The sequence below is a fragment of the Micromonospora sp. WMMC264 genome (genome assembly GCF_027497275.1).
GTDB classification, from domain to species: Bacteria; Actinomycetota; Actinomycetes; order Mycobacteriales; family Micromonosporaceae; genus Micromonospora; species Micromonospora chalcea.
In genome coordinates this window covers 5,647,681-5,666,033 of record NZ_CP114907.1, presented here as the reverse complement: position 1 = coordinate 5,666,033, position 18,353 = coordinate 5,647,681, and the positions used below count along the sequence as shown (strand labels likewise).

At 73.1% G+C, this 18,353-nt stretch carries 14 protein-coding genes and 1 pseudogene; 8 read left to right on the top strand and 7 right to left on the bottom strand.

The window, feature by feature from the left end; genetic code table 11:
* Positions 1-9: 9 nt before the first annotated feature.
* The 4 genes from O7542_RS25090 to O7542_RS25075 all read right to left on the bottom strand — a co-directional run bounded on the left by O7542_RS25090 (position 10) and on the right by O7542_RS25075 (position 4,251).
* On the bottom strand, positions 10-993 hold the full coding sequence (locus O7542_RS25090) for a serine/threonine protein kinase (protein WP_187692865.1): 984 nt from the start codon (positions 991-993) through the stop codon (positions 10-12).
* Complete coding sequence (locus O7542_RS25085) at positions 990-1,748, bottom strand: NUDIX domain-containing protein (protein WP_176722790.1); 759 nt, start codon at positions 1,746-1,748, stop codon at positions 990-992. The genes O7542_RS25090 and O7542_RS25085 overlap by 4 nt, the downstream gene beginning before the upstream one ends.
* A gap of 80 nt (positions 1,749-1,828) precedes the next feature.
* Positions 1,829-2,893: a MaoC/PaaZ C-terminal domain-containing protein gene (locus O7542_RS25080; protein WP_281606505.1), complete on the bottom strand. Its 1,065-nt coding sequence runs from the start codon at positions 2,891-2,893 to the stop codon at positions 1,829-1,831.
* Positions 2,893-4,251, bottom strand: a complete 1,359-nt coding sequence (locus O7542_RS25075) for a 3-oxoacyl-ACP reductase (protein WP_281605289.1) — start codon at positions 4,249-4,251, stop codon at positions 2,893-2,895. Before O7542_RS25075 ends, O7542_RS25080 begins: the two co-directional genes overlap by 1 nt.
* 55 nt (positions 4,252-4,306) lie before the next feature.
* On the opposite strand from O7542_RS25075, the gene O7542_RS25070 reads away from it, so the two are divergent.
* The 4 genes from O7542_RS25070 to purB all read left to right on the top strand — a co-directional run bounded on the left by O7542_RS25070 (position 4,307) and on the right by purB (position 9,679).
* A complete protein-coding gene (locus tag O7542_RS25070; RefSeq protein WP_069088131.1) occupies positions 4,307-5,599 on the top strand; it encodes an acetyl-CoA C-acetyltransferase in 1,293 nt (430 codons plus the stop codon).
* Between the two features lie 121 nt (positions 5,600-5,720).
* Positions 5,721-6,236 carry a SigE family RNA polymerase sigma factor gene (locus O7542_RS25065; protein ID WP_043327545.1) on the top strand — a complete coding sequence of 172 codons (516 nt, stop codon included), beginning with the start codon at positions 5,721-5,723 and terminating at the stop codon, positions 6,234-6,236.
* Entirely contained in the window at positions 6,233-8,155 is a 1,923-nt protein-coding gene (locus O7542_RS25060) for a hypothetical protein (RefSeq protein ID WP_281605288.1), read from the top strand. The genes O7542_RS25065 and O7542_RS25060 overlap by 4 nt, the downstream gene beginning before the upstream one ends.
* Positions 8,156-8,254: 99 nt before the next feature.
* Entirely contained in the window at positions 8,255-9,679 is a 1,425-nt protein-coding gene (gene purB, locus O7542_RS25055; protein ID WP_281605287.1) for an adenylosuccinate lyase, read from the top strand.
* Positions 9,680-9,772: 93 nt separating this feature from the next.
* Here the strand turns inward: purB and O7542_RS25050 are convergent, their stop codons facing one another.
* Together O7542_RS25050 and O7542_RS25045 are read right to left on the bottom strand one after the other, a co-directional pair.
* Positions 9,773-10,348, bottom strand: a complete 576-nt coding sequence (locus O7542_RS25050; RefSeq protein ID WP_176722791.1) for a YbjQ family protein — start codon at positions 10,346-10,348, stop codon at positions 9,773-9,775.
* 12 nt (positions 10,349-10,360) lie between these two features.
* Complete coding sequence (locus O7542_RS25045) at positions 10,361-11,044, bottom strand: trypsin-like serine protease (RefSeq protein ID WP_043327542.1); 684 nt, start codon at positions 11,042-11,044, stop codon at positions 10,361-10,363.
* Between the two features lie 465 nt (positions 11,045-11,509).
* Here O7542_RS25045 and purS point away from each other — a divergent pair, with 465 nt between their 5' ends.
* The 4 genes and pseudogenes from purS (at position 11,510) to O7542_RS25025 (ending at position 15,920) form a co-directional block, all read left to right on the top strand.
* A complete protein-coding gene (gene purS / locus O7542_RS25040) occupies positions 11,510-11,773 on the top strand; it encodes a phosphoribosylformylglycinamidine synthase subunit PurS (protein WP_043327541.1) in 264 nt (87 codons plus the stop codon).
* Positions 11,770-12,453, top strand: a complete 684-nt coding sequence (purQ, locus tag O7542_RS25035; RefSeq protein ID WP_043327540.1) for a phosphoribosylformylglycinamidine synthase subunit PurQ — start codon at positions 11,770-11,772, stop codon at positions 12,451-12,453. Before purS ends, purQ begins: the two co-directional genes overlap by 4 nt.
* Positions 12,454-12,583: 130 nt before the next feature.
* A pseudogene (purL, locus tag O7542_RS25030) lies at positions 12,584-15,160 on the top strand (phosphoribosylformylglycinamidine synthase subunit PurL); the annotation flags it as partial.
* Positions 15,161-15,170: 10 nt separating this feature from the next.
* Positions 15,171-15,920: a 2-phosphosulfolactate phosphatase gene (locus O7542_RS25025; protein ID WP_064448462.1), complete on the top strand. Its 750-nt coding sequence runs from the start codon at positions 15,171-15,173 to the stop codon at positions 15,918-15,920.
* Positions 15,921-16,014: 94 nt separating this feature from the next.
* On the opposite strand, the gene O7542_RS25020 is transcribed toward O7542_RS25025, so the two are convergent.
* The gene (locus O7542_RS25020) at positions 16,015-18,270 is read right to left on the bottom strand and encodes a carboxypeptidase-like regulatory domain-containing protein (RefSeq protein WP_281605285.1); all 2,256 of its coding nucleotides are present in this window, start codon (positions 18,268-18,270) and stop codon (positions 16,015-16,017) included.
* Positions 18,271-18,353 lie beyond the last annotated feature (83 nt).

Genomic DNA, 18,353 nt, shown 5'->3' with positions numbered 1-18,353 from the left:
GCAGCCTCCCTACGGGTTGAGGGTGAAGGGTCGGAAGGTGCGCGGCCCGTACAGCCGGTGCAGCACCTCGTCCAGTTCGCGCAGCAGCCGCCAGGCGTCGTCGGGCCGGGTGGCGAGCGCGGCGCCCTGGCAGCCGTCGGCGAAGGCGCGCAGCTCGCGGGGCGCGCGGTCGCCCATCAGCCAGGTCATGCAGCGGGCGGCCATCGCGATGTCGGTGCCGGGGCCGCACTGCCGCTTCGCGGCGACCTCCGGCGGATACCAGTCCTCGTGGCCGGGCACCAGCGCCGGCACGAGCCCGCCCGGCTCGGCCGAGAAGCACCAGTCGACGAGCACCAGGCCGTGCGCGTCCGGCTCGATCAGCACGTGCCGGGGCAGCACCGCGCCGTGCACCACGCCCGCGCGGTGGGCCAGGCCGAGCGCCACGAGCAGCCGCCGCCACATCCAGGCCGCGTCGCGCGGGTCCAGCCCGTCCGGGTACGCGCGGCGCACGTCGTCAAGGCTGCGCAGCCCGGGTACGGTCACCAGCTCGTTGACGTGCCGCTGCACGCCGGTCGACGGGTCACGCGCCGGGTAGGAGTCGACCAGCTTCGGCACGTACGCGAGGTGTCTGGCGTCGCCGCGCTCGGCGATGCGGCGCAACGCGCGCGCCTCGCGGGCCATCAGGTCGTTGTCGCCGGGGTGCCGGGCCACCTTGGCCAGGTGATAAGAAGGGGCCCCTCCTCTACCGGAGGCGTTAACAGGGGGCCCTTCCTTGCGTTCGTGCAGGGTGGCGACGTCGCCGGTGTACGCGGGGGCCGGGGTGCGCCACCGGGTGGTGACGGTGACGAGTGCTTCGGCGGCGGCGGCGCGTACGCCGGGGTCGGCCGCGCCCAGCCGGTCGGGGTGCAGCGCGCCGACCAGCTCGCGGTAGCGGCGGGCCGGCTCGTCGGCGCCGAACAGGTCGGCGTCGGTACGCGCGGCAGTGACCAGCCGGATCGCCTCTTCGGTCCTCACCGCACCGTCTCCTCCCGGGCGGGGCGCAGCAGCGCCGGGTGCAGCAGCCGGGCGTCTCCGGCGCGGTAGAGCTTGGCCCGGGGGCCGCCGCGCGCGCCGCCGCGCTCGGTGCTGGCGCCGGTGCTCTCCACGAAGCCGGGCACCGAGAGCACCTTGCGGTGGAAGTTGCCGGCGTGCAGCGGGTGCCCCCAGACCGTCTCGTAGACCTCCCGCAGCTCGGTGATCGTGAACTCGGGGGCGAGGAAGCGGGTGGCCAGCGGCGTGTACTCCAGCTTGGAACGGGCGCGCTCCAAGCCGTCGTCGATGATCCGGCCGTGGTCGAAGGCGAGCTGCCGGCTGGTCAGCGCGGTGACCGGCAGCCAGATCGCCTCGTCGGCGTCGGTGTCGGCGACCGGGTCGGGCAGGTCGGGGGCGAACGCCAGGTGCGCGACCGAGACCACCCGCATGCGCGGGTCGCGGTCCGGCGCGCCGTAGCTGCCGAGCTGTTCCAGGTGCACCCGGCGCAGCCGCTCACCGCCGAGGCCGGTCTCCTCGGCCAGCTCGCGCCGGGCACCGGCGGTCAGGTCCTCGTCCGGCTGGACGAAGCCGCCGGGCAGCGCCCAGTGCCCCGCGAAGGGCGGCGCGCCGCGGCGGATCAGCAGCAGGTGCAGCGCGCCCTCGCGGATGGTCAGCGCGACCACGTCGACGGTGACCGCGACCGCCGGGTAGTCCCGCGGGTCGTACCCGGCGAGGAAGTCCTGCTCGTTCACGGTCACTCACTCTCTCAGGTTGAGAACAACTCACTCTGAGAACAACTTAGCGCCGAAAAGAGGGGACGGCAAGTCCCCTCTTTTCCTCAGCGCACCGAACCGGTCAGGTGCGGCCTCCCGTCCCGGGCGCTGTGCAGCGCGAAGTCCCAGCCCGCGCCGTTCGGCGAGGCGCTGAACGCCACAGTCGACGGCAGCGGCACCGGCAGCTTGAACGCCACGTCCACCGTGTACGCCTCCGGTAGCCGGGGTTCCAGCGCGGCCAGGCATCGGGCCTTGCTCCACATGCCGTGCGCGATCGGGCGCGGGAAACCGAACAGCCGCGCGCCCAGCTTCGAGGTGTGGATCGGGTTGTGGTCGCCGGAGACGCGCGCGTAGTCAGTACCCACGCGGGGCATCACCCGCCACTGCGCGGAGAAGGCCGGCGGTTCCGGGCGGTCAGCCCGGTCGCGCGGCGGGCCGCCGCCGGACGCGCGCTCCTTCCCGAGGTACGTGGACACGCCGCGCCACACCTCCTCGCCGCCGATCGAGCCGACAAGCACCACGTCGAGCTGGCGGCCCCGCTCGTGTGGGCGCAGGTTCTCCGCGTACGTGTGGAAGTCGACGCGCTCGCCGACCTCGACCGGCCGGCGCACGGTGATCCGGTTGGCCACGTGCACCACACCGGTGAGCGGGATGGGGAAGCCCGGGCTCGTCATCAGCCGCAGCGACAGCGGAAACCCGAGCACGTGCAGGTACGTCGCCGGCAGCCGGTCGGTCAGCCGGAACCCGCACACCCGGTCGTAGTCCGCCAGGTGCCGCTGATCCACAGAGACCCCGCCAACGGCGAGTTCCAGCCCCGGCACGTCAGCCCCGCGCCGCCCCCCAACCCCCGGAACGACCCCGAGTAGCGCCCGCCGATAAAGCGCCCCACTGGCAGGCAGCCCGTCCAACTCCACCCGCCGCCGCCCCACCGCTCCTTCACCCCGTCGATCATGAGGTTGGCTGCCTTGTGGATCTCCAGAAGTGCCGTCAACTTCATGATCGTCGGAGGTGGGGCGGGCGGCGTTGGTGCGGGCCAGGGCGGCGGCTCGGGCGGCCGTGAGGTCGCGGGTGGGGCCCTCGATCAGGTCGTGCAGGGTCAGGTCGTCGTCCTCGTGGTCACGGGGTGCCATCACGCCCCCAGGAGGCTCTGGCCGCAGACCCGGACCACGTTGCCGCTGACCGCGCCGCTCGCCGGCCAGGAGAGCCAGCCGATCGTCTCGGCCACGTCCACCGGCAGGCCGCCCTGGGCCATGCTGTTCATCCGCCGTCCCGCCTCGCGGATGGTCAACGGGATACGCGCGGTCAGCCGCGTCTCGATGAAGCCCGGCGCCACCGCGTTCAGGCTGATCCCGCGCTCGCGCAGCACCGGGGAGAGCGAGTCGACCAGGCCGATCACGCCGGCCTTGCTGGTCGCGTAGTTGGTCTGCCCCCGGTTGCCGGCGATCCCGGCGATCGACGAGACCGAGACGATCCGGCCGCCGGCCGGGATCAGGTCGCGTTCCAGCAGTACGTCGTTGATCCGCTCCTGGCTGGACAGGTTCACGTCGATCACCGAGTCCCACCGGTCGGCGTCCATCCGGCCCAGCGTCTTGTCCCGGGTGATGCCCGCGTTGTGCACCACCACGTCGACCCGCCCGTGCCGGGACGCCAGGTGCTCCGCCAGCCGGGTCGGCGCATCCGGCGCGGTCAGGTCGAGCTGCACCGCGCTGCCGCCGATGTCGTTGGCGACGGCGGCCAGCTCGTCCCCGGCCGCGGGGATGTCCAGCGCCACCACCTGGGCGCCGTCGCGGGCCAGCACCTTCGCCAGCGCCGCGCCGATGCCCCGGGCCGCGCCGGTCACCAGCACCACCTGCCCGTCGAGCGGCCGGTCCCAGTCGGCCGGCGCGACGGCGGTGCCGGCGCCGACCCGAATCACCTGGCCTGAGACGTACGCGGACCGGCCGGAGAGCAGGAACCGGAGCGTGGACTCCAGGCTCACCGGGGTACCGGCGTCACCCTCGCGTGTCACGTAGACCAGTTGGGCCGTGACGCCCCGGCCGAACTCCTTGCCGATGCTGCGGGTCAGGCCCTCCAGCGCGCGCTGGGCGGTAGCCTCCCGAGGGGAGCCGCACTCGGCCGGCGGCGTGCCCAGCACGATCACCCGGCCGCTCGGCACCAGCGAGCGGGCCTGCGGGTGGAAGAAGTCGTACAGCTGGCGCAGCCCGGTGGAGTCGGTGATGCCGCTGGCGTCGTACACCAGGGCCGCGAAGCGGCGGTCGGCGTCGTGGGCGGCGACCGGATCGGCCAGCTCGACCCCGGCGGCGGTCAGGATCTTGCCGGCCTGGTCGGCGATCCGGCCGCCGGTCGAGGAGCCGAGCAGGACCGGCCCGGGAACGAGCGGGTCGCCCGGCGTGTGCCGGCGCAGTCGAGGCGGATCGGGCAGCCCGAGGCGCTTGACCAGCGCGCGACCGGCCCCCGTCTGGACGAAGCTCGCGTACCTGTCGGTCATAGGCGTAGCCTACTGGCGAGTAGGGTTCGGGCAACAGTTTCGAGGGAGGCCGATCGTGCAGAGTGTCCGGCGGGTCGCGGTCATCGGGGGCAACCGCATCCCCTTCGCCCGGTCCAACTCGCGCTACGCGCACGCGTCGAACGCCGACATGCTCGGCGCGGCGCTCGACGGGCTGGTCGCCCGGTTCGGGCTGGCCGGCGAGCGGGTCGGCGAAGTGGTGGCCGGCGCGGTGCTCAAGCACTCCCGCGACTTCAACCTCACCCGTGAGGTGGTGCTCGGCTCCCGGCTCGACCCGCACACCCCCGCGTACGACATCCAGCAGGCATGCGGCACCGGACTGGAAGCCGCCATCCTGGTCGCCAACAAGATCGCCCTCGGGCAGATCGAGGTCGGCATCGCCGGTGGCGTCGACACCACCTCGGACGCGCCACTCGCCGTCAACGAGGACATGCGGCGCACCCTGCTTCAGCTCAACTCCGCCCGTACGCTCGGCGAACGGCTCAAGATCGCGGCGAAGCTGCGCCCGCACCAGCCGTTCAAGCCGGAGATCCCGCGCAACGCCGAGCCGCGTACCGGACTGTCCATGGGTGAGCACGCGGCCCGCACGGCGCTGCGCTGGAACGTCGACCGGACCGCGCAGGACGAACTCGCGCTGCGCTCGCACCAGCGGCTCGCCGCCGCGTACGACAAGGGGTTCTTCGACGACCTGATGACCCCCTACCTGGGGCTGACCCGCGACCAGAACCTGCGCCCGGACACCAGCCTGGAGAAGCTCGGCTCGCTCAAGCCGGTCTTCGGCGCCTCCGGCGCGGACGCCGAGCGGGCCACCATGACCGCCGGCAACTCCTCGCCGCTCACCGACGGCGCGTCGACCGTCCTGCTCGCGTCCGAGGAGTGGGCCAAGGCGCACAACCTGCCGGTGCTCGCCTGGTTCTCCTGGTCCGAGACCGCCGCCGTCGACTTCGTGCACGGCGACGAGGGGCTGCTGATGGCCCCCACGTACGCGGTGCCCCGGATGCTGGCCCGGGCCGGGCTCAGCCTCCAGGACTTCGACTTCTACGAGATCCACGAGGCGTTCGCCTCGCAGGTGCTGGCCACGCTCGCCGCGTGGGAGTCGCCGGAGTTCTGCAAGGAGCGCCTCGGCCTGGACGCGCCGCTCGGCTCGATCGACCGGGAGAAGCTGAACGTCAACGGCTCCTCGCTGGCGGCCGGCCACCCGTTCGCCGCCACCGGCGGCCGGATCGTCGCCACGCTCGCCAAGCTGCTTGATCAGAAGGGGAGCGGGCGCGGCCTGATCTCCATCTGCGCGGCCGGTGGGCAGGGCGTGACAGCCATCCTGGAGCGCTGACAGCCTCCGGCAGGGCTGCGGTCCCGGCCGCAGCCCTGCTCCACGTTCCCGGCGCCCCGAGCAACCCGACGGCGGCTCGGCCGCGTCACCTGGGCATGAGGCGTACGAGAGGCTCCGGGACGTGAACCGGGCCGAGGAAGACGAGTACCGGCAGTTCGTCACCGCCCGGCTGGAGTCGTTGCGCCGCACCGCGTACCTCCTCTGCCGCGAGTGGCACACCGCCGACGACCTGGTCTCCATCACGATCGGCAAGCTCTACCGGCACTGGCGCCGAGTCCGCGCGGCGGAGAACATCGACGCGTACGTGCGCGGAATGCTCACAAACGCCTGGCTGGACGAGCGGCGGCGGCCCTGGCGGCGCGAGCACAGCACCGACACGGTGCCGGAGACCGCCGACATGATCCTGCCGGAGCCCACGCTCGCCGAACGCGACATGCTGCTCGCCCTGCTCGGCCAGCTGCCGCCCCGGCGGCGCGCCGTGCTGGTGCTCCGCTACTACTGCGACCTGTCGGTGGAGGAGACCGCCGACGTCATGGGTATCAGTACCGGCACTGTGAAGAGCCAGTCCGCACGCGGCCTGGAGGCGTTGCGCCTGCTGCTGGGCGGCATCCCGTCGACCCGAGGGGAGCTGTCATGACGTACCGACAGTTGTTCGACGACCTGATCGGCGAGCCGCCGGTCTCCACGGTGGATGTCGACCGGGTGATCAGCGGACAGCGCCGGGCCCGGCGGCTGCGGATCGGGGGCGGCATGACGGCTGTCGCCGCGGTGGTGGCGGCAGTGCTGGTCGGCACCACGACGCTCATCGGCAAGCCGCACGCCCAGCCGGCCAAGCCGGCACCGGCCGTCACGACGATTCCCGGCAGCGATCAGGACCTGGACCTGATCGACGCCGCGGTGATCGCGGCGTTGACCCGCGCGGTGCCGCGCCTGTCCTGGGCGAGGAAGGACGCACCCGTCATCGACACCCCCAACTGGGCTTCCCAGGCTGTGGGCCGGCCCGGCGGCGTCGGTTATTGGGGGACCGGCAGCGTCCGGGTGGACGGCGTGGATCTGATCGCAGACCTGGAGATAACCCGGGAGGGCGCGAAGCGCTGGCAGGCCGAGGCGGCTCATGCCTGCTCCAAGAACGCCGTCGAATGCGGCGAGCAGACGGGTCCGGACGGGGAGAAGATCAGGTATCGGCGGTCGGTCTCGGAGCAGGAGGTGCCGCCGCGGTTCCAGGATGAGATGCCGAGCCGAATGGAGACCGCTGACGCGGCGGCGCTGCGCCGGGACGGCACGTTGCTACGCCTGAACGTTCGGACCGTCACCGCCGAGGACAATCTCCCGATCGCCGTCGGTCAGCTGATCGCGGTGGTGGTGGATCGCGCCGTCGCTCTCGCGCCTATGCCGTCCCCCACACCGGCGGCCACGTCGACCGTCACCACTGTCGCGGGCACCGCCGCGGACGCGGCGCGTCTCGACGCTGCTCTGACCAGCGCCCTGCGCCGGCAGGCACCCGACTTCACCTGGCTGACCAAGTGGGGCGGCGAGAGCAGCCCGACCCCGGTCGGGTTCGAGCCCAAGGGCTGGCTGAGCGTCGACGCACCGATGATGGATGCCGCCACGTTCCGGGTCGGGAACCGGGCCGCGCAGGTCACGCTACGGCTGGTGCGCGACGGACAGGCAGCCTGGTCGGTCGCCCCGCCCTGCCCGACCGCCGCGCTCGCCGCCCGTCACTGCACGGTAACCGAGTTCCCTGGTGGCGAGCGCCTGCGGGCCCGGCGGATGCTCTCCGACTTCGGCTCGCGCCCCGGCTCGGCACGGCCGGTGGGAAACAACAGCTACCTGATCGAGTCGCTCCGCCCGGACGGCACGCTGGTCCGCCTCTATCTCACGCAGGACAAGCCGGCGCTCTCGATGGAACAGACGATCGAGATGGCTAGGGAGCCGTCGCTCGTCCTGGCCCCACGGCCCCCGGCGGGAACCGCCACCAGCCAGGTCTACAGCCCGCTCAGGTGGGACTACGACGGCGCAGCGTCGGCGGCAGCCACCGGCGCGCTCGACGCCGTCTCGCCGGACGGAATGATCTATCTGCTGCCCTTCCGCGGAGGGGGCGACGGGCCCAACGGCGCGACTCTCCTGTCGTACAACTTCATGGTGCAGCGAGGCGGGCTGGCCGGCGACGGGGAGATCATCGTGGAGCGCCGCGCGGCGCTGGTGCTGAGCTGCGCCACGGTCGGGGCGCTCCCGCCCGCGACGCACCGGGCGCACGCGCATGACGGCGAGTGCACCGAGTCGACCCGCCCGGACGGGAACCGGGTCGTCACGATCGTCTCCCGTCCGGCCGGGTCGGTGGTCTACAGCGTGTTCGTCCAGCGACCCGACCGCGGCACGGTCGAGGTGGTGATCGACAACCGGCCCAACACCGGAGGCGCCTCGGACATGCCGACGGACGGAGACTTCGGGCGTCGCTGGCCGAAGGGCGTCAAGGGTGGCGCGACCCCGCCGCTCACTCTGGAGCAGGTCACGGCGCTTGCCGCGCATCCCGATCTGATCAACCTGTTGCCCTGATCCGGAGAAGGTCGACGCCCGGGTCCGGACCGGCCCCGGGCGTCGACCACCAGCGGGCCGACCGGTGGCGGCGCGAGCCCGTACGCGAGAATGAGGGCCGTGACGACGATCCCGAACGTGCTCGCCAACCGGTACGCCTCGCCCGAACTGGTCGCCCTCTGGTCGCCGGAGGAGAAGGTCCGGATGGAGCGCCGGCTCTGGCTGGCGGTGCTCAAGGCCCAGCGTGATCTCGGCGTGCCGGTGCCGGACGGCGTGGTCGAGGCGTACGAGCGGGTGGTCGACGACGTCGACCTGGCCTCGATCGCGGCGCGGGAGCGGGTCACCCGGCACGACGTGAAGGCCCGGATCGAGGAGTTCAGCGCGCTCGCCGGGCACGAGCACGTGCACAAGGGGATGACCTCCCGGGACCTCACCGAGAACGTCGAGCAGCTCCAGATCCGCGCCTCGCTGGAGCTGATCCGGGACCGGGTGGTCGCCACGCTGGCCCGGCTGGGCTGGCACGCGGGCGAGTACTCGGCGCTGGTGATGACCGGCCGGTCGCACAACGTCGCCGCGCAGGCCACCACGCTCGGCAAGCGCTTCGCGTCCGCCGCGGAGGAGCTGCTGATCGCGTACGAGCGGCTGGAGGACCTGATCGGCCGCTACCCGCTGCGGGGGATCAAGGGGCCGGTGGGCACCGCCGCCGACCAGCTCGACCTGTTCGACGGCGACGCCGGGAAGGTGGCCGAGCTGGAGCAGCGGGTGGCCGGGCACCTGGGCTTCAGCCGGGTGCTGGACAGCGTCGGCCAGGTCTACCCGCGTTCGCTGGACTTCGACGTGCTCTCCGCGCTGGCCCAGGTGGCCGCCGCGCCGTCGTCGCTGGCCACCACGATCCGGCTGATGGTGGGCCAGGAGCTGGTCACCGAGGGCTTCAAGCCGGGCCAGGTCGGGTCCAGCGCCATGCCGCACAAGATGAACACGCGCTCGTCGGAGCGGGTGAACGGCTTCGCGGTGATCATCAGGGGTTACCTGTCGATGGTCGGTGAGCTGGCCGGTGACCAGTGGAACGAGGGGGACGTCTCCTGCTCGGTGGTACGCCGGGTGGCGCTGCCTGATGCGTTCTTCGCTGCCGACGGGCTGTTCCAGACGTTCCTCACCGTGCTGGACGAGTTCGGTCCGTACCCAGCGGTGATCAACCGGGAGCTGGAGCGCTTCCTGCCGTTCCTCGCCACTACGAAGATCCTGGTGGCAGCCGTACGCCGGGGTGTCGGCCGGGAGGTCGCGCACGAGGTGATCAAGGAGCACGCGGTCGCCGTGGCGCTGGCCATGCGGGAGAAGGGCGCGGCGGAGAACGACCTGTTCGACCGCCTGGCAGCCGACGGCCGGCTGGGCCTGACCCGGGCCGAGATCGACACCCTGGTGGCCGACCGCAACGCCTTCGTTGGCGCCGCCGCCGACCAGGTCAACCGCGTGACCGCACGAATCACCGGGGTAGTGCAGTCCCACCCCCAGGCCGCGGCCTACACCCCGCCCCCCATCCTCTGACCCAGGCCCTTTCCCCGGCGATCATGAAGTTGGCGGCACTCAGGGAGATCATTCCTGCCGTCAACTTCATGATCGACGCCGCAAAGCGAGGGGTCAGGGGCCGGTGGGGGTTTCGGCTGCGGAACTCAGGTTGGGGGCGCTGGCCGGTTCGGCGATGCCGCCCGGGGCGGAGGCGATCTCCGGGTCGTGGGCGGTCTCGGCCGCGATCGCCGGCTGGTCCGGCGGCATGACGTCCGGCATCTTGGGCGCGACGATCACCGCCGTGCCGTACGCGCAGATCTCCATCCACATCTCGCCGCAGTCGCGGCTGTCGAAGCGCATGCCGATCACCGCGTTCGCGCCGAGGCGGCGGGCCTCCTCGCCGAGCCGGGCCACCGAGTCGGTACGCCACCGGGTCAGGTTGTCCGGCGCCAGCGGGTCGTATGCGCCACCGCGCAGGTTCTTGACCCCCTCGCGGTACGGGTTGCGGGTCCTCGCCATCGACGAGACCACTTCGCCGAGGATCTGGCGGATCTCGTAGCCAGGCAGTTGATCCGTCGTCACGACCAGCACGTTTCCGATGCTGTCAGCCCCCGGCCGGGTGGTTCGGGAGCCGTGTTCAGCTGATCGCATGCTGAAAAACGACGCGGCGCGGACGGCCGGGCTGCTCCCGGCCGATCCGCGCCGCATCGGCATCAACCGTCAGACACCGGCCGTCGAGGCGATCCAGGACCGGTTGTACGCGACACTGCCGTAGTTCTGGATGCTCTGGCCGTCGGCGGTGGAGGCCACGCCGACCTGCTGGCCGTTGTAGAACTGCGGGCCACCCGAGTCGCCCCGCCAGGCGTTGCCGTTGACCCGGGTGCTCCGGATCGCCTGGCCGCCGTACGCGTCGGTGACGCTGGTGCTGGTCACCCGCACGCTCGCGGTCTTGAGCTGGGGCGACGCGCCGCAACCGCTGTAGCAGGTCATGCCCCAGCCGTAGATGGTGTTCGTGGAGCCGACCGGCGGGTTGCTGCTGGCGAGCGAGACGGCGGAGGTGCTCACCGTGCTGGACAGGCGCAGCAGGGCCAGGTCGTAGCGGGTGTAGGAGGCGCTCACGGTGCGGGTGACGCCACCCGAGGCGTAGTAGACGCTGCCGACCCGCACGGACATGGTGCCGCTGACGCAGTGCCGGGCGGTGAGCACCCACTGGGGCGCGATCACGCTGCCGGAGCAGGTGAACGAGCCGTTGCTGAAGACGGCGGCGGCCCAGGGCGCGGACGAGACGGTGCCGCCACCGATGATCGGCTGCGGGCCGGCCGGCGCGGCGGCGGCGCCGGAGGCGGTGGCCAGGACACCGGCCAGCGCGGTGGTCAGCACGGCGAGCAGGGGACGGAGGCGCATGTCGGGGCTCCTTCTGCGCGACGCCCGGGGTTGCCGGGCAGAATGACACCCGCCGGACGGGGGAGCCGGCGAGAGACGTCGATCGGGCGCATCGACATCTGACGATGCATGCTACGGGCGTGCCTCGCGGTGTCACAAGAGATGAATCGAAAAACGCCGATGGCGTGACGTCCGCCGCGTGTCGCGTCGACGTGCTGTCGGATACCTGTCCAAGCTGGGGCGTTTCGCAGCAGAATGCCTGGTAGAAGGGGGTGCGGAGGGTCACCCACAGGCACCGAGCGCAACGAATTCGCATCGACGCAGCAACGAACGGGCAACGGTGCCCGGCCGGCGTCGCCGGTCCCGCCCGGCACTGCCGGAACTGCCCCCGGCCGGTTCGGGCCGGGCGGTATCTGCCAGGTAGGCTGGCTGCGCTCGCCCGATAGTGGGCCGGCACCCAACTGCGTACACAGTCAGGAGTGCCCCGTGCCTCGCGTCGTAGTCGACGTCATGCTCAAGCCCGAGATCCTCGATCCGCAGGGCCAGGCCGTCGCGAACGCGCTGCCCCGGCTCGGCGTCAGCGACGTCGCCTCGGTTCGGATCGGCAGGCGGATCGAGATCGAGTTCACCGGCGAACCGGACCTGGACCGGGCCCGCGAGATCGCCGACAAGTTGCTGGCCAACCCGGTCATCGAGGACTTCACCGTCCGCGTGGTAAACACCGACGAGACCGCGGGCGCGCAGTCGTGACCGCCCGGGTCGGTGTGGTGACCTTCCCCGGCTCGCTCGACGACGGGGACGCGGCCCGCGCCGTGCGGATCGCCGGCGCCGAGGCGGTCCGGCTCTGGCACGGCGACCCGGACCTGCACGGGGTGGACGCCGTCGTCCTGCCCGGCGGCTTCTCCTACGGTGACTACCTGCGCTGCGGCGCCATCGCCCGGTTCGCCCCGGTGATGGAGACGATCGTCCAGGCCGCGCGAGGTGGCCTGCCGGTCCTCGGCATCTGCAACGGCTTCCAGATCCTCTGCGAGGCGCACCTGCTGCCCGGCGCGCTCACCCGCAACCAGCACCTGCACTTCCGCAACCGGGACCAGGTCCTGCGGATCGAGGCCACCGGCACCGCCTGGACCAACGCGTTCCAGCCGGGCCAGGAGGTGCTCGTCCCGGTCAAGAACGGCGAGGGCTGCTACGTCGCGGACGCCGCGACGCTCGACCGGCTGGAGGGCGAGGGCCGCGTCGTCGCCCGCTACGTCGGCGGCAACCCCAACGGATCGCTGCGCGACATCGCCGCGATCACCAACGAGGCCGGCAACGTGGTCGGCATCATGCCGCACCCCGAGCACGCGGTGGAGGCGCTCACCGGCCCGTCCCTGGACGGCCTCGGCTTCTTCACCTCGGTGCTCAAGCACCTGGTGGGAGCGCCGGCGTGATGGTGGCCGTGATCATCGGTCGGCTCACCCGCCGCACGGGCGGCGAGCGCAACAAGGAGACGTCATGACCACCCATCCGGACCCGGCCCTGCGGGAGCCGCAGGGCGGCCCGACCGACGAGTGGGCGCCGGGCGTGGACACCGTCCCCCGGGCCGCCGAGACGCCGGAAGAGCTTCAGCCGTACGCCGAGCTGGGCCTCCGCGACGACGAGTACGACCGGATCCGGCACATCCTCGGCCGCCGGCCCACCCAGGCCGAGCTGGCCATGTACTCGATCATGTGGAGCGAGCACTGCTCCTACAAGTCGAGCAAGGTGCACCTGCGCCAGTTCGGCGAGAAGGCCCCGCCGAGCGACCGGCTGCTCGCCGGCATCGGGGAGAACGCCGGCGTGGTCCAGGTCTCCGACGAGCTGGCGGTGACCTTCAAGGTCGAGTCGCACAACCACCCGAGCTTCGTCGAGCCGTACCAGGGCGCGGCGACCGGCGTCGGCGGCATCGTCCGCGACATCCTCGCCATGGGCGCGCGCCCGGTCGCCGTGATGGACCCGCTGCGCTTCGGCGCGGCCGACCACCCGGACACCGCCCGGGTGCTGCCCGGCGTGGTCGCCGGCGTCGGCGGCTACGGCAACTGCCTCGGCCTGCCCAACATCGGCGGCGAGGTCGTCTTCGACCCCTGCTACCAGGGCAACCCGCTGGTCAACGCGCTCTGCCTGGGCGTGCTGCCGGTCGACCGGCTGCAGAAGAAGGACGCCACCGGCCCCGGCAACATCGTGGTCCTGATGGGCGCCAAGACCGGCCGCGACGGCATCGGCGGCGTGTCGGTGCTGGCCAGCGCCACCTTCGACGAGGGCAGCGAGCAGCGCCGCCCGTCCGTGCAGGTCGGCGACCCGTTCATGGAGAAGCTACTGATCGAGGCGTGCCTGGAGCTGTACGACGCCGAACTGGTCGTCGGCATCCAGGACCTCGGCGGCGCCGGCCTGACCTGCGCGCTCACCGAGACCGCCGCCTCCGCCGGCACCGGCATGCGGGTGTGGCTGGAGCGGGTGCCGCTGCGCGAGCCGTCGATGGAGCCGCACGAGATCCTGGCCAGCGAGTCCCAGGAGCGGATGCTGCTCGTCGTCTCGCCGGACAAGCTCGACGCGGTCCTCAAGACCGCCGAGAAGTGGGGCGTCTGGGCCACCGCCATCGGCGAGGTCACCGCGCCGTCCCCGGACGGCCAGCCGGGCCGCCTGGTCGTCACCTGGCGTGACCAGCTCGTGGTGGACGTGCCGCCGGGCTCGCTCGTCGACGACGGCCCGGTCTACGCCCGGCCGATGCGCGAGCCGGCCGACCTGATCCTGCTCCAGGCCGACCGCGCCGAGACGCTGCCCCGGCCGAACACCCCGGAGGCGCTCCGGGAGACCGTGCTGCGCATGATCGCGTCGCCCAACCTGGCCGACAAGACCTGGGTCACCGAGCAGTACGACCGCTACGTGCTCGGCAACACCGTGCTCGCCCAGCCGGAGGACTCCGGCGTGATCCGGATCGACGAGCGCAGCGGCCTCGGCGTCGCGCTCTCCGTCGACGGCAACGGCCGGTACGCCCGCCTCGACCCGTACCACGGGACGAAGCTGGCGCTGGCCGAGGCGTACCGGAACGTGGCGGTGACCGGCGCGAAGCCGATCGCGGTCACCAACTGCCTGAACTTCGGCTCGCCGGAGGACCCGGGCGTGATGTGGCAGTTCGCCGAGGCCGTACGCGGCCTGGCGGACGGCTGCCTGGAGCTGGGCATCCCGGTGACCGGCGGCAACGTCAGCTTCTACAACCAGACCGGCGCGGCGGCCATCCACCCGACCCCGGTGGTCGGCGTGCTCGGCGTGCTCGACGACGTGGCGAACCGGGTGCCGATGGGCTTCGTGCCCCGCGCGGCCGGCGACCACGACCAGCTCTTCCTGCTGGGCGAGACGCACGTCGAGCTGTCCGGCTCGGAGTGGGCCTGGGTGACCCACGAGCACCTGGGCGGCATCCCGCCGCAGGTCGACCTGGCCCGTGAGCGGCAGCTCGCCGAGCTGCTGGCCGAGGCGGCCCGCGTCGGTCACCTCAGCTCGGCGCACGACCTCTCCGACGGCGGCCTGGCGCAGAGCCTGGTCGAGTCGGCCCTGCGCCGCGGTGTCGGCGCCCGGGTCGTGGTGCCGGAGCACTTCGCCGGTGGCTCGATGCCGTTCGTGTTCCTGTTCAGCGAGTCCGCCGGCCGGGCGCTGGTGTCGGTGCCGCGCGGGCACGAGAAGGCGTTCACCGCCCTCTGCGCCGAGCGCGGCGTGCCGTGGGAGTTCATCGGCGTCACCGACCCGGCCTCCGGCGCGCTGGAGGTGCACGGCCAGTTCCGGATCGGCCTGGACGAGCTGCGCGAGGCGCACAGCGGCACGCTGCCGCGCCTGTTCGGCGCGGCCGAGGCGGCGCGGGTGGAGGTGGCGGCGACCCGTACCGGGACCACCACCGTGCTTCCGGCCACCGCCGAGCAGCCGGTCGACGTGGACCCGGCCGAGGTCGCCTCCGAGCCGATCGCCGAGACGGGCACGGACGCCTCGCCGGCCGCCACCGACTCCGCTCCGGCCGCGTCCGACGAGACCGCGCCGGCCGCCGACGCGACCCCGGCGCAGGACGCTTCGGCGCCTGCCGACGGGTCCGACGGCCCGGCTCCCGGTGAGCCGGCGCCGGACCGGCGCTGAGGCCCCGGCCTTGGCCGTTTTCGCCCAGCCCGGCGCCGGTGCCCGCTTCGACTGGGGACTGACCGGGGCGGCGGAGCTCGGCCGGGTCTGCGCCGCCCTGGTGGTGGTGGACGTGCTGTCGTTCACCACCGCCGTGGAGGTGGCGGTGAGCCGCGGCATGCGGGTACACCCGTTCCCGTGGGGCGAGCAGGCCGCCGACTACGCCCGCCGGGTCGGCGCCGTAGCCGCGGTGGGCCGCCGGAGGACGACAGCGGAGCACCCGTGGTCGCTCTCCCCGGCGGCGCTGCGGGCCGCGCCCGTCGTCGCCGACCTGGTGCTGCCGTCGCCGAACGGCTCGGCGATCAGCGCCGCCGCGAGCGCCACCGGAGTGCCGGTGGTCGCGGCCTGCCTGCGCAACGCGCGCGCCGTCGGGCGCTGGCTCCGCACCCAGGGGTACGGCTCGACCGACGCTCCCGTGGGTGTGGTGGCGGCCGGGGAGCGCTGGCCCGACGGGTCACTGCGGCCCTGCGTGGAGGACCAGCTCGGCGCGGCCTGCGTGCTCGACGCGCTCGCCGGGGTGCCCGGCGGACTTTCGGTGGAGGCAGCGATGGCGCTGGCCGCGCTCGCCAGCACCCCTGATGTGCCGGCGGCGGTGCGGGGGTGCGTGTCCGGCCGGGAACTCGCCGAGGGTGGCTTCGCCGAGGACGTCGACGTCGCGACCGAGGTCGGCGTCTCCGACGTGGTGCCGGTGCTGCGCCAGGACTACTTCGCCGCCGCCTGACTCACCGGCTTCACCACCCGCTCGACGGGGTATCAACCAACGACTGTGGCCGCCCGCGAACGCGGGCGGCCACAGTCATGCGTGCTGGTGCCTGTCAGTCGTCCAGCCAGTCGAGACGCCGGCCGCCGCGGTCCCCCTGCGCGTCCGGGCGGGCGCGACCGGCCTGCGCCGGGTCGTTGGGGTAGGCGTTGTCGTAGCCGCCACCGCGCTGCTGCGGCGGCTCCTGGCCGTAACCACCCTGCTGGCCGTAGCCACCCTGCGGGGACTGGCCGTAGCCGTCGCCGTATCCGCCGCCCTGCTGGCCGTATCCGCCCGCCTGGTGCCCGCCGTCGTATCCGCCGGTGCTGCCGTAGCCGCCACCGGCCGGGGCGTTGTCGTAGCCGCCCTGCTGGCGACCGGCGTCGTAGCCACCGGCCGGGCTGTCGTATCCACCGGCCGGAGCGTCGCCGTAGCCGCCCTGCTGGCGGCCGGCGTCGTAGCCACCGGCCGGGGCGTCGTACCCGCCTGCGGGCGCGCTGTCGTAGCCACCAGCCGGGGCGTCGCCGTATCCACCGGTGGCCCGGCCACCGCCGTAGCCCGCGTCGCCGTACCCGCCGGCCGGGGCGTCGCCGTAGCCACCGGCGCCGCCGTAGCCGCCCGCCGGGGCGTCGCCGTAACCGCCCTGCTGGCGGCCGCTGTCGTAGCCGCCGGTGGGCGCGTTGTCGTAGCCACCCGAGGCGGCGCCGTACCCGCCGCCGGAGCGGTAGCCGTCACCCTGCTCCGCGCCGCGGCCGTACCCGGCCGGGCCGGACTGGTCGTACCCGCGATCCTGCTCCGGCTGGTAGGTGCTGGTCGGGTACGGGTCGGCCGCCGGCGCGTACTGCGTGCTGTCGCCGGTGTAACGGCCGGTCGGCTCGTCGAAGCGCTCGTTGCCGTACCCGCCGCCCTGGGCCGCGTATCCGGCCGCCCCGGCCGCAGCGCCGGCGGCGTAGTCCGGGCTGCCGTAGCCGGCCCCGGAGGACGGACCGTTGCCGTAGCCGCCGCCCGAGGAGGGCGCGGTGCCGTATCCGCCGCCGGAGGCGGGCGCGTCGCCGTAGCCGTTGCCGGCGCCGTAGCCGCCCTGACCAGGCGCGTCGTCGCCGTAGCCGTACCCGGCCTGTCCCGCGCCGACGCCGTACGCCGGTCCGGGCGGTGCGCCGTACGGGTCCGGCGGGACGTCGTCCACGACCGGCCGCTGGAGCATGGTGGGGGCGTCGCTGATCGACGGGCCGCCGACCATCGTCGCCGCCGGTCCGGCGCCCATGCCGTTCACGACGCGGGTCTGGTCGTCGGTGCCGTGGTAGGCGCCCCGGGCCGCGGGGATCGCGCCGGCCGCGGCGGCGCCGCCGGGGCCACCCGGACCGACCGGTCCACCCGGGCCGTCGCCGTCACCGTCGTCGCCCTCGTTCTTGCGCCGCATGTAGAGCAGCACGATGGTGCCCACACCGACGGCGACGAACAGGCCGCCGAGCAGGATCAGCAGCCAGGAGCCCATGCCCCCGGAGTCCTCGTTCGCGGTCGGCTCCTGGGCGGCCGGCGCGTCGGTGGCCGGGGTGTCGGCCGGGTCCTCCTCGAGCGGCTCGTCCGACGGCGGGGCGGACTCACTCGCCGACGGGGTGGCGCTCGGGCTCGCCGACGCCCGCAGCTGAATGCTGAGCCGGACGCCGGTCACGGACTGGCCGGCGCTGGCGTTTATCGACCTGGCGACCGGGGTGGCGCCGTCGGTCGAGGCACCCACCTCGATCCGGCCGGGCGCGATCGGGTTGGAGTCGGAGCCGCTGAAGCTGAAGTTGCCGTTGCCGCTGGTGTTGGTACGGCGCTCCTTGCCCGCGCTGTCGCGCAGCATGACGAGGGCGCCTTCGATCGGGTCGCCGTCGGCGTTCACCACCTTGCCGGACACCGTCTTGACGGTCTGCGGCTGGTCCGGCGTGGGCGGCGCGGCCGCCCTGACGGTGACACGGAGCGGACGCGCGCCCCCGCCGCTCACCGTGATTCGTGCTGAGGCGTTATTGGCGGGAGCGTTGGCGGCAGCCGACAGGTTCAGCGTGACCGTCTGGTCCTGCTCGCCGTTGAAATCGACCCGGCCGCAGCCTCCGCAGTTGACGCCGTCGGGCAGGTCCTGCACGTCGATATCGGCAGAGGTCTCACCGTTGTTCGGGCGAACCGTGACCGTGACTGCGCTGCTTCGGCCGGCCTCGATCGTCACGGAGTTAGTCGCGGTGACGATCTGTGCGGCCAGGGCGGGGGTGGCGGGGACGGTGAGCAGGGCGCCGAAGAGCAGCGCTACGACCACACCGGCCCGCTGCTTCCAGGCACGTCGGTGTGTTGACACGTCCACCGCCTTCCGGGTCTGATCTCTCCGCCGGCCGCTCGGCCGAGGTTGATCACTCACGGTACGAATAACGCCGTCGGCAA